General features: G+C 68.9%; 8 protein-coding genes. 5 read left to right on the top strand and 3 right to left on the bottom strand.

Going from position 1 to position 11,655, the window contains the following annotated elements:
• Nucleotides 1–40: 40 nt before the first annotated feature.
• On the bottom strand, nucleotides 41–493 hold the full coding sequence (locus tag ACS5PK_RS20055; protein ID WP_439442040.1) for a hypothetical protein: 453 nt from the start codon (nucleotides 491–493) through the stop codon (nucleotides 41–43).
• Nucleotides 494–726: 233 nt separating this feature from the next.
• Between ACS5PK_RS20055 and ACS5PK_RS20050 the strand changes: the two genes are divergently transcribed.
• Entirely contained in the window at nucleotides 727–1,938 is a 1,212-nt protein-coding gene (locus ACS5PK_RS20050) for a DUF4382 domain-containing protein (protein ID WP_439442039.1), read from the top strand.
• A 65-nt stretch (nucleotides 1,939–2,003) separates the two neighbouring features.
• Here the strand turns inward: ACS5PK_RS20050 and ACS5PK_RS20045 are convergent, their stop codons facing one another.
• Together ACS5PK_RS20045 and ACS5PK_RS20040 are read right to left on the bottom strand one after the other, a co-directional pair.
• Nucleotides 2,004–3,206 carry an acetylornithine transaminase gene (locus tag ACS5PK_RS20045; protein ID WP_439442038.1) on the bottom strand — a complete coding sequence of 401 codons (1,203 nt, stop codon included), beginning with the start codon at nucleotides 3,204–3,206 and terminating at the stop codon, nucleotides 2,004–2,006.
• Entirely contained in the window at nucleotides 3,203–3,805 is a 603-nt protein-coding gene (locus ACS5PK_RS20040; protein WP_439442037.1) for a DJ-1/PfpI family protein, read from the bottom strand. The genes ACS5PK_RS20045 and ACS5PK_RS20040 overlap by 4 nt, the downstream gene beginning before the upstream one ends.
• 130 nt (nucleotides 3,806–3,935) lie before the next feature.
• Here ACS5PK_RS20040 and ACS5PK_RS20035 point away from each other — a divergent pair, with 130 nt between their 5' ends.
• The 4 genes from ACS5PK_RS20035 to ACS5PK_RS20020 form a co-directional block, all read left to right on the top strand.
• A complete protein-coding gene (locus ACS5PK_RS20035; protein ID WP_439442036.1) occupies nucleotides 3,936–4,925 on the top strand; it encodes a GlxA family transcriptional regulator in 990 nt (329 codons plus the stop codon).
• Between the two features lie 349 nt (nucleotides 4,926–5,274).
• Nucleotides 5,275–5,832 (top strand): GNAT family N-acetyltransferase, encoded by a 558-nt coding sequence (locus ACS5PK_RS20030; RefSeq protein WP_439442035.1) that lies wholly within the window; start codon nucleotides 5,275–5,277, stop codon nucleotides 5,830–5,832.
• A 27-nt stretch (nucleotides 5,833–5,859) separates the two neighbouring features.
• A complete protein-coding gene (locus ACS5PK_RS20025; RefSeq protein ID WP_439442034.1) occupies nucleotides 5,860–6,534 on the top strand; it encodes a phage tail protein in 675 nt (224 codons plus the stop codon).
• Between the two features lie 525 nt (nucleotides 6,535–7,059).
• The coding region (locus tag ACS5PK_RS20020; RefSeq protein ID WP_439442033.1) for a DUF4347 domain-containing protein at nucleotides 7,060–11,655 on the top strand (4,596 nt) is incomplete at its 3' end.

The following is an 11,655-nucleotide window of genomic DNA, read 5'->3' as shown; positions in this document are numbered from 1 at the left end:
TAGCGGTCCCGCCTGCCATCACCCGCCGCGCAACGCCCGCTCAGCACCCTTCGATCGAATGGCCGATCACCTGCCTGGCCGGCGCGTCGACCAGGTAGCGCACGGTGCAGCTGAAGGCCGGACGGCCCTCCGGACCCGCGCGGGTGGACTTGGAGTAGCGGTAGTCATAGGTGCCGTCCGCCCGCCGCGTGATCGCCTCGGGCTTGCCCATCTTGCGCAGCAGCTCCTGCACGGTCGCGCCGTGCCAGCTGTCCAGCGCCTTGTCGAACTCGCCACGGCGCTGCTGGTCGGCTGCGCTCGGCGCCGCGGTCAGAGGTGGAGCCGCGGCGGGGGGCGTGGACGGCGTCGGCGCGGGCGGCACTGTCGAGGCACAGCCGGCGAGCACGGCGGCGCCCACAAGAGGCACGCAGAGAAGGGCCCTCGACACGGGCCAGCGCAGCGGCCGGCGCACGGGCGTGGGCAGGAGGAGGGAGCGGGGGTACGTGGTGTTCACGAGGCCCAGACTAAGGCGGAGGCAGGTCCCCTGTGGTTGCCAGACGTAATTTGCGTGTGAGCGCGCTGCAATACCGCCGCCCCAGCCGCCCATGAGACGCACTCGCTTACAGCCGCAGTCGTCGCCCCCGCGCAGCATCACCGCCGCGGCCTACCATCCCTGAGCACATCGCGAACCACCGTGCGCGGCCCGCTCAGCCAGCCTGGCGCCCGACAACTTCACCGGAGGTGATCATGCTCAAGTTCCTGCCTTTGCAAGGGCGCCGGATCGGCGTTCCTGCCTTTCTGGGCGCGATGGCGCTGTCCGTGTTGACGGCATGTGGTGGTGGCGGAGGCAGCAGCGGTACGCCGGTGAGCAACAACGGCACCCTGCAGCTGGCACTGACCGACGCGCCCGCCTGCGGCTTCGACAAGGTCTTTGTCACGCTGCAGAAGGTGCGCGTCCACCAGAGCAGCACAGCCGCGGACACCGATGCCGGCTGGTCCGAGATCAGCCTCAATCCCGCCTTGCGCGTGGACCTGCTCACCTTGCGCAACGGCGTGCTGGCCACAATCGGCTCCACGCCGCTGCCTGCGGGGCGCTACACACAGATGCGCCTGCTGCTGGCCAGCAATGGCGGCAGCACGCCCCTGGCCAACTCGGTCGTGCCAACCGGCGGCGCCGAGGTCGGGCTCACCACGCCCAGTGCGACGCAGTCGGGCCTGAAGCTGAACGTGGATATCACCGTCAAGGCCAGCGAGCTGGCCGACTTCGTGCTGGACTTCGACGCCTGCAAGTCCATCGTGAGCGCCGGCAACTCGGGCCAGTTCCTGCTCAAGCCGGTCGTGTCGGTGGTCCCGCGCCTGGTCTCGGGTGTGCGCGGCAGCGTGGACAACAGCCTTGCCGCCGGAACGACGCTGGTGGCGCTGCAACAGGGTGGCGTGGTCGTGAAGACCACGACGCCTGACAGCACCGGCATGTACCTGCTGCAGCCCGTCGCGCCCGGCAGCTATGACCTGGTCGTGAGCGCCCCTGGACGCGCCACCGCCGTCGTGACCGGCGTGAGTGTTGCCAGCAGCACGGTGACCTCGATCGCCACCGGCACCAGCGGCCTGAACCCCCCCGCCTCCGCAAGCGGCCTGCTGGTCGGGACGGTGGCCACGGGCAGCGTGCCCGTCGATGCCGCGGTCCAGGTCACGCAGACGCTGAGCATGGGCCACTCCATTACCGTGGCTCAGGGCGGCGCGAATGCCAGCACCGGCGCCTATGCCTACACGGTGCCCGTCGGCGCCCCCTGGGTGGCGGCCTATGTTGCCGCGCCGACCGTCCTGAGCTTCTCGGCAGACACCGCGGCGGCGGGCCGCTACAGCCTCGGCGCCGTCAATGCGGGCGGCACGGCCAAGAACGCCGGGCCGTTCCTGCTGGGCGCAGGCGCCAGCCTCAGCACCAACTTCAGCTTCCCCTGAGTGAAGCCGGCCGGGCCTGCACAGGGTCCCGGCTGTCGTCACAGGCCCTCACTGCGGCCCTTCCGTCACAAGGCTTCGCGCAAGGCCTGTCGCAAGAGCGCCAGCCCGGTGTCGACTTCTTCCTCGCTGATGTTCAGCGCCGGCATGAAGCGCAGCAGATGCGGTCGTGGCGCGTTGAGCAGCAGCCCCACTGGCGTCAGGGCCCTCGCCGCCTCGACCACCGCTTCCGCGCGGTCGACAGGCAAGGCCAGGGCACGCAGCAGCCCGGCACCGCGCTCGCCGGGCAGGCCATGCTCCTGCGCGATCTCCGCCAGGCCGCGGGACAGCTGCTCGCCACGCCGCCGGACTTCCGCCAGAAAGCCGGGCCTGCAGACCTCGTTCACCACGGCCAGCCCGGCCGCCGCCATCAGCGGATTGCCGCAGAAGGTGCCGCCCTGGTCACCGGGCTCGAAGCAGTTGAAGCGCTCCTTGCACAGCAGGGCGGACAGCGGCACGCCGCCGCCAATGCCTTTGGCCAGGGTCATCAGGTCCGGCTCGACGCCATGCAGCTCGTAGGCAAAGGCATGGCCGCAGCGGCCCACGCCGGTCTGCACCTCGTCCGCAATCAGCAGCAGCCGGCGCTCGGTGCACAGGGCCCGCAGCTCCCGCACAAAGCCAGTGTCAGCCAGGTTGACGCCGGCCTCACCCTGCACGAACTCGATCATCACGGCCACGCTGTCGGGCGTGATGGCGCGCTCAACCGAGGTGATGTCGTTGAGCCGCGCCTTGGCGAAGCCCTTCGGCATGGGTGCATAGAGCCGGTCCCAGCCGGGCTTGCCGGAGGCGCTCATCATGGCGAGGGTCCGGCCGTGGAAGCCCTGCTCGAAGCTGATGATCTCGTGCGCCCCGCCGCGTTCCCTGCGGCCCCAGCGGCGTGCGAGCTTGACGGCGCCCTCGTTGGCCTCAGCGCCTGAGCTGGCAAGGAAGACGCGGTCGAAGCAGCTCAGCTCGGCCAGGCGCCGCGCCAGGTCCAGCATCGGGCGGTTGTAGAAGCCCGGACTGGGGTTCACCAGCCGGCCGGCCTGCTCGGTCAGAGCCTGCGCAAGCAGCGCCGGGCTGTGCCCCAGGCTGTTGACGGCCCAGCCTTGCACGAGATCGAGATAGCGCTTGCCCATCTCGTCGAGCAGCCAGGAACCCTGGCCCTCGATGAAGACGATGTCCGGGCGACGGGTGATGGTGATGAGGTCGCTGCCGGTGTTGCCTGCGAACTTGTTGTCGATGTCGCTCATGCCGCCTCCGTCCAGTCAAACGCCAGCTGGCGCGCGGTGCGCAGCGCCAGCGTGCGGCTGTGCAGACGCTCGACCAGGTGCAGGCTCATGTCGATACCGGCCGAGATGCCGGCCGAGGTGACGATGCCGCCGGCATCGACCCAGCGCAGGCCCTCCCGCACGCGCAGGCCTGGCCGCAAGGCGCGCAGGGCGTCCACGTCCTCCCAGTGCGTCGTGGCCTCCAGTCCATCCAGCACGCCCGCCTGCGCCAGCAGCAGGGCACCGGTGCAGACCGAAGCCAGGATGCGAGCCCTGCCGGCCTGCGCTGCGATCCAGCCCATCAGCGCCGCCTGCCCCAGCTCGGCGTCGACCACACCACCGGGCACCAGGGCGCAGTCCAGCGAGGGGTGCTCGTCCAGCGTGAAATCCGGCTGCAGGCGCAGGCCGGCGCGGGCCCGCACCGGCGCTGCGCTGCGGGCCAGCGTGAAGACATTGAAGAGCGGCGGTGCACCCGCAGGCTGGCTGCGGCCGTGCATCCGGGCCGCGGTGGTGAACACCTCGTAGGGACCGGCCATGTCCAGCAGCTCCACCTCGTCGAAGATCAGGATGCCCACATTCATCTGTTTGCACCTCCCAGGCGTGCGTTGAGTCAAGACGAGTCAGTGTGCGCAAGGACGGCATTGACTGCCATGACGCTGTTCCCACCTTTTCTGCCATCACGGACCCAGCCCCTGCCTGCCACAATGGGTCATGGCCTGCCGCATCGTCTTCGTCCTGTTCCCCGGCTTCCAGCAGCTGGACCTGGCCGGTCCCATGGCGGTGTTCGAGGTCGCGCGGCTGCAGCAGCCGGGCAGCTACACCTGGCGCCTCTCGGCGAACGCGGACGGCGCGGTGCGCAGCTCGGCCGGCGTGCCGTGGCCGGTGCAGCCGCTGCCGCGCGCCTGCAGCGCGGACGACCTGGTGATGGTGATAGGCGGCGACGGCGTCGATGCAGCCAGCCGCGATGCGCGCCTGGTCGCCTGGCTGCAACGCGCCAGCCGCAGCGGTGCCCGCGTGGCCAGCATCTGCAGCGGCAGCCTGCTGCTCGCAGCCGCCGGCCTGCTGGACCACCGCGCCGCGACCACGCACTGGTCCCGCAGCCGGCAGTTCGAGACCGCCTACCCCGCCGTCCGCCTGCAGCCGGATCGCATCTTCGTGCGCGAGCCCGCCCAGCGCAGCCGCAAGGTCCGCCGGCCCGAGCTCTGGACCAGCGCCGGCATGACCGCCGGCATCGACCTGTGTCTGGCCCTGGTCGCACACGACTGTGGCGAGGACGTGGCCCGCGAGGCAGCGCGCCAGTTGGTGGTGGAACGGCGGCGCCCGGGCGGACAGTCGCAGTTCTCGCCCCTGCTGGACCTGCAGCGGCCGGAAGGGCGCTTCGGTGAGCTGCTGCAGCACATCCGGCTGCACCTCAAGCAGGACCATCGCGTGGACGAACTGGCGGCGCTCGCCTGCATGAGCCCACGCCACTTCGCCCGCTGCTTCCGTGCCGAGACCGGCGCCACGCCCGCCCATGTGGTGGAGCGCCTGCGCGTGGAGGCCGCCCGCGCCGCACTGGAGGGCGGCCAGCCCTCGGTCCAGCGCATCGCCGAGGACTGCGGTTTCGGCAGCACCGAGCGCATGCGACGCGCCTTCCAGCGCCTGCTGGGGCGGCCGCCAGCTGCGTTTCGCAAGGCGCAGACGACGAAACGGCGCGGGTGATCGCTCGCCGCCAGGGCGTTCTGCGCCTCAGGCTTGATGCGGGCCGCGGCCTCGCGCCGCTACTGCGGTCATCCGCAGCCGGCGTCACCCGATGCTGGCTCTAAGCCCTGGGGCCGGCCGGACTCTGCAGCATCGTCCGGCGCAGCAGGCCCGGGCAAGACGGCTGGCCCCATCCGGCCGAGGCAGAGATTCCCGAGTGATGCCAGTCTGGGCGCTTTGAGCGCCTTAATCCATGCACGCTTCATGAACAATCTGCTAGCGCTGACAGGGAGATAGGCGGCCGTGGCTCCTTACCATCGGTCGGCCATTCAGTCACCGGGCAGCGCCCATGGGCCAGAAGCGAGGGATCGTGCTGACACTGCCATTCGAGGATTCGCTCCCGCCCGATGATCCGGACCTGCTGCCAGGCCTGGCGCAGTTGGGTCTGAGTGCGCGGCCCTGCCGCCCTGCGGACCGGGACTTTCTGCTCGCGCTCTATGCTGGCACGAGGGCCTCCGAGCTGGCCCAGACTGGCTGGCCGGCTGAACAGGTCCAGACCTTCCTGGCTGGGCAGTTCGAACACCAGCAACGCCACTTCGAGACGCACTTCCCCGGCGCCCTGTTCCTGCTGCTGATGCGCAAGGGCATGCCGGTCGGCCGCCTGTACTGGTGGGAGGGCAGGGAGCAGTCCGTGCTGGTGGACGTGATTCTCCTTCCGGCGCTGCGCGGCCAGGGTCTGGGCACGGCCCTGCTGACGGCATTGCTGGACCGCGCTGACGCGCGCGGCCTGCCCATCGAACTGCACGTGGCGGCCGGCAACCCGGCCCATCGCCTCTACCGCCGCCTGGGCTTCGTGCCGCTAGCCGACAAAGGCTTCCACACCCACATGCGCCGACCTGTTCCTCAAGAAGCCGTGCCGAACGGCTGATCCACCCACCTCAAGGAGATACACATCATGAGCGAACCGTTCATTGGCGAGATCCGCATGGTCGGATTCAACTACGCCCCCAACGGCTGGGCCCCCTGCGACGGCCGCCTGCTGCCCATTGCACAGAACTCGGCGCTGTTCGCCCTGCTGGGGACCACCTTTGGCGGCGATGGCATCGTCAACTTCGGCCTGCCGGACCTGCGCGGCCGGGTCGCCGTGGGCATGGGCAATGGGCCTGGACTCACGCCCATCGTGCAGGGCCAGCGCAGCGGCACAGAGTCCGTGACCCTGACCAGCGGGCAGATGCCGCAGCACGCGCATCCAGCCTCCTTCGTCGGGCAGGCCAGCGGGGTGTCCGGATCGCTGAGCACTTCGGTGAGCGTGGACGTCGGGACCAGCACGGCCAACCCCATGGTGCCGCCCACTGCGGGGGCCACCACCTTCCTGTCCGCGGCCGCTGGCAAGGTGGGCCTGAACAGCGTGGCCTTCAGCGGGCTCTACACGAATACCGCCCCTGACGCGAGCAAGGCGCAGTTGGGCGGTATCACCGCATCGACCAGTGCCGGCTCGATGTCCGCCACCGCCGCAGGCACCGTAACGGTGGGCCCGGCGGGGGGCAGCCAGCCGGTGCCGCTTCGCAACCCCTACCTGGGCAGCAACTTCATCATTGCCCTGGAAGGCATCTTCCCCTCGCGGCCTTGAGCGCCGGCTCCGGGTCGCATGGCAGGGGGCTGGCCCCCCTGTGTCGGAAAAGATACGCGGCCGATCGGCGCTGTGCAGGGTGCGCAGGTCGACTGCCCAGCACATCTGGGCAATGGAAAAGGGAAGGGCTGGGCGTCAAGAAGATCGCAAATGTGCCTATTTCCGACTGACAGCGATTTTCCGCGGCCTGGCCTCCCGCATCCTGGCCCAGCGTCAGCAGGGGGCGGGAACGGCGCCCTGCTGAACCGGCAGAGTCAAGCCTGATATGGCCTGGATGTAGGTAGGATGAGCCTGCCTCACGCCCTGGCTCCCTCAGGCCTGCGGCACCGAGAGATGGTGGTACTGCCGGACGCTTCCCACTTGGATGCGCCGGCCTGGACGGACAAGCTGGAGACAGTCATGCGGATACTCAGGCAGCTCAAGCAGCAGCTCACTCCTGGACGCACTGGGCGCGCAAGTCCGCAGTCACCGACTCGCACCGCGCCACCGCAGCCCCCCCTCCTGCTGGCGCTGGAGCCGCGCGTCATGTTCGACGCAGCGGCCCTGAGCACCGCGGCCGAGGTGGCGGCTGTGCACCGTGAACCCTCGCAGGTGGCTGATGCCGACGCCGCGCTGCTGCGGCACTTCGGGTCGGCAGCGGCCACCGGCCCCGTCCAACGGGAGCTTGTATTCCTCTCGGGTCAGGTAGATGACGCGGCCACCCTGCGCCTGGCGACACGACCGGGGATGGAGGTCGTGAACCTCGATCCCTCGCGCAATGGTCTGGACCAGATCGCCGACTACCTGGCTCAGCACCGTGGCGTGACGGCGGTGCACATCGTCTCGCACGGCCGGGACGGCGCCGTGGAGCTCGGCAATCTCTGGCTGGACAGCAGCACTGTGTCCCAGTACGCCCCCACGCTGGCGCGCATCGGCAGTGCCATGGCGCCGGGCGGGGACCTTCTGCTGTATGGCTGCAACGTAGCCGCCGACAGCCAGGGCCGGGACTTCGTCCAGCAGCTGGCGCAAGCGACCGGTCGCGACGTGGCAGCCTCTGACGATGCCACGGGCGCCAGCCGATCCGGCGGGGACTGGACGTTGGAGGCGCGCGTGGGCAGTGTCGAGGCGGCCATCGCCTTTGGAGGGCAGGCCCTGGGTGCCTATCAGGGGCTGCTGGCGGTTTCCAGCGAGAACTTTAATGGCGTGGGCCTGATCTACCAGACCTCGGTCACCAGCGTCAACGTGGGCAGCTGGACGTTCACCTCGGCCGCCAGCAACGACTTCGCCACCCCGGATTCCAGCGACCAGTCCTTCAACACCAATCTGGACGGTGGCGGCGGCGACCGGAACTTCGTCTGGAACCTGGGCGGCAGCCTCATCTCTGACTTCACCATGAAGTCGGCCGATGGCACGGACTTCAAGCTCAACTCCTTCGTGCTGGGCTCCTCCGCCGGCGCGACCTCGGTGACGGTCAGCGCCTACCGGGACGGCAACCTCGTGGTCAGCGGCGAAGTCGTGAACCTGACGACCGGAGACTCCGCGGGCCACATCACCTACAACTTCGCCGGCACGACGGCCGGGGGCAGCTATGGGCAGTTGGTCTTCGACAGCCTCTATGCCAATGTGGACGAGATCCGCTTCAGCTGGTCCGGCGCGGTCACGCCCGAGATCGATGACATCAGCATCTCTGCTGCCGTGGTCCCGGCCAGTGTCACCAGCGCCACCTATGACGCCAGCACCGGCGTCCTGGCCGTCACCGGCGCCAACATGGTCAGCGGGGACACCATCGATCCCAGCAAGCTCACGCTGACCGGACAGGGCGGTGCAACCTACACGCTCACCTCGGCCAGCACCACCGCCAGCAGCAGCACGGCCTTCTCGATCACGCTCAATGCCGCCGACCGGCTGGCCATCAACGGCCTGCTCAACCAGAACGGCACCAGCGCCGTGGGCGGCACCACTTTCAATCTGGCCGCCGCCGCAAACTGGGACGCCACCGCCAGCGCGCCAGCCGATCTCACCGGCAATGGCGTGACGGTGAGCAATGTCACATCCCCAGCCATCACCTCGGCCACCTATGACGCCAGCACCCATGTGCTCACCGTCACGGGCACCAATATGGTGGGCGTGTCCGGGGCGACCAATGACATCACGGTGTCCAAGCTCACGCTGGTGGGAGAAGGCGGCAGCAGCTACACGCTGACTTCGTCCAATGTCGAGGTGACATCCGCCACCAGCTTCTCGGTCACGCTCAACGCGACGGATCGGGCGCAGGTGGAGCTGATGTTCAACCGCAATGGCACGGCCTCCACCGGCGGCACCACTTACAACCTGCAGGCAGCAGACGACTGGAACAGCGTCGTGACGGGCGGCGACATCGCTGACACCACCAACGGCGTGACCGTCAGCAATGTGGCGGTGCCAGCGATCACCAGCGCCACCTACGACAGCACGAGTGGCCAGTTGGTGATCACGGGCACCGGCTTCTTGTCTCTGAGCGGGATTGGCAACGACATCATTGCCAGCAAGCTCACGCTGACCGGCGAAGGCGGCGCCACCTATACGCTCACCGACACCGCCGACGTGGACCTCAGCTCCGGTACGAGCGCCACCCTGACCCTGAGCGCCACCGACAAGGCCGCCGTCAACGCCCTGCTGAACAAGAACGGAAGCAGCTCCACCGACAGCACCACCTACAACCTGGGCGCTGCCGAGGACTGGAACGCCGGGGCCGCTGCCGCGATCATGATTGCCGACCTGACGGGCAATGGCGTCACGGTGAGCGGTCACAACAGCACGCCGCAGACGGGCAGCCTGCAGGGCGATTCGGTCGCCTGGGCGGGCGTGGGCGGCACAGTGGTCCTGGATGCCGGGGGCAATGCCACGGTGCTGGATGCCGAGTTCGCCGCCCTCAACGGCGGCCTGGGCGACTGGGCTGGCGGCAGCCTGACGGTGCAGCGCCAGGGCACGGCCTGGTCCGCGGACACCCTGGGTTTCAATGCGGCCGGCTTCACGGTCAGCGGCGGCAATCTGCAGTCCGGTGGCCTGACCTTCGCCACCTTCACCAATTCGAGCGGCGTGTTGAGCATCAGCTTCACCAGCTCCGGGACCGCGGCCACCAATGCCCTGGTGCAGGCCGTGCTGCGTGGCATCACCTACCGCAATGACACACCGGCCGGGAACGAGACCGTGCGCTTCACGCTGTCGGATGGCACGAGCAGCGCCACGGCCGACGTCAGCGTGACCAGCAGCAGCATCTACGTGACCAACACCACGGACACGAGCACGGCTGACTTGAGCGATGGCGTGAGCTTCAGCGAGGCCATGGCCATTGCCAATGCGCAGTCGGGGGCGAACACCCTGGTGCTGTCCAGCAGCTTCACCGGGGCGATGACGCTGGCCGGCGGCCTTTCGGTCAGCGACAACGCCACGGTCGACGCCGATCTGGGCAACGGCTTCAACCTGAGCGGCAGCACGCTCACGCTGGACGCGGGCAAGACACTGACGATCTCCAATGGCTCGGGCAAGACCGCCACGATTTCCAGCCAACTGGCAGGTTCGGGCACCCTGGGCAAGAGTGGCGCCGGTACCCTGGTGCTGAGCAACACCGGCAACTACGCAGGCATGAGCGGTGACATCACCGTGGGCGGCGGCACGCTGCGCATCTCGGACGCCAACCACCTGTCCTCCGGCACGCTGACGCTGAATGGCGCCACCCTGGCCGACACCAACGGGGCCGCCCACACCGTGTCGAATGCCGTGGTGGTGGGCAGCGGCGGCGCCGTCTTCACCAAGACCGGCAGCGGCACCCTGACCCTGTCGGGATCGCTGGATGGCGGCGGCTCGATCACCAACACCGCCGCCGCACTCAACCACACCGGGGGCGGCACGCTGACCCTGGACGGCGCCACGGTGGAAAGCGCCACGGGCGGCAGCCAGATCACGCTGAGCAGCCAGGTGGTGATCGGCAGTGGCGGGGCCACCTTCAACACCGTGTCCGGGGACATCAATCTCAAGGGCAATGTCAGCGGATCGGGTGCCATCACGAAGAATGGCTCGAGCTATTTCCTGTCCCTGTTCGGCAACAACACCCAGAGCGGCACGCAGACCGTCAACGCCGGCTACCTCGTGGTCAACGGCTCGGCGACAGCGCTGGGGACGGGCCAGATCGTGCTGGCCGGCGGCGCCTCCCTGGGCTTCCTCGGCGTCGGAACGATGACGGCCACGAACGACATCGTGCTGGCCGGCAACGCCACGGTCATCAATGGGGTGGCGGGCAACTGCATCGTCACCTTCAGCGGCAACATCACCGAGAGCGGCGGCAGCCGAAACCTGGCCATCACGCCCAACTCGGGGGCCAACAGCCGGATGATCTTCACCGGGACCAACACCTACACGGGGACGAGCACCCTCAGCGGGGGGGTGGTGGAAGTCAACAACGGCAGCAACCTGGGTTCGGGAGCGCTGACCCTGTCCAGCACCACCCTGCAGATCAACGGCAGCGGCGTGACACTGAGCCAGAACATCAACCTCAGTGGCTCGTCGACCATCAGCAATACCAATGGCGTTGGCCTGTCCGGCATCCTGGCGGGTAGTGGCTCCCTGGCCAAGGCGGGCGTGGGCACCCTGACGCTCTCGGGCACCAACACCAACACCGGGGCCATCACGGTGTCAGCCGGCACCTTGGCGCTCAGCGGCGGCGCAGCTGTGGCCAACAGCACGGCAGTGACGGTCGCCAGCGGTGCGACCCTGGCCCTCAACGCGAGCGAGACCATCGCTTCCCTGGCGGGGAGCGGTGCAGTCAGCTTGGGGGCCAACACCCTCACCACCAGCGGCAACGCCAGCACCACCTTCTCCGGCGCCATCAACGGCACAGGCGGGCTCACCAAGCAGGGCAGCGGCACCCTGAGCCTCTCCGGCACCAACACCTACACCGGCAGCACGACCCTGAGCGCGGGCGCCCTGACTCTCAGCGGCGGGGCCGCGCTGTCGGACAGCTCCGCCCTGACCCTGGGCGCAGGCGGCGTGCTGAACCTGTCCGCCGACGAGACCATAGGCTCGCTGGCGGGCGCGGGTACGGTCAATCTCGGCGCCAACACGCTCAGTGCGGGTGGAGACAACAGCAGCACCACCTTCTCCGGC

This window comes from Roseateles sp. DB2 (assembly GCF_051857535.1).
Taxonomy (GTDB): domain Bacteria; phylum Pseudomonadota; class Gammaproteobacteria; order Burkholderiales; family Burkholderiaceae_C; genus Roseateles_B.
The sequence above is the reverse complement of the archived record's forward strand: the minus strand, read 5'-3'. Positions and strand labels throughout refer to the sequence as shown.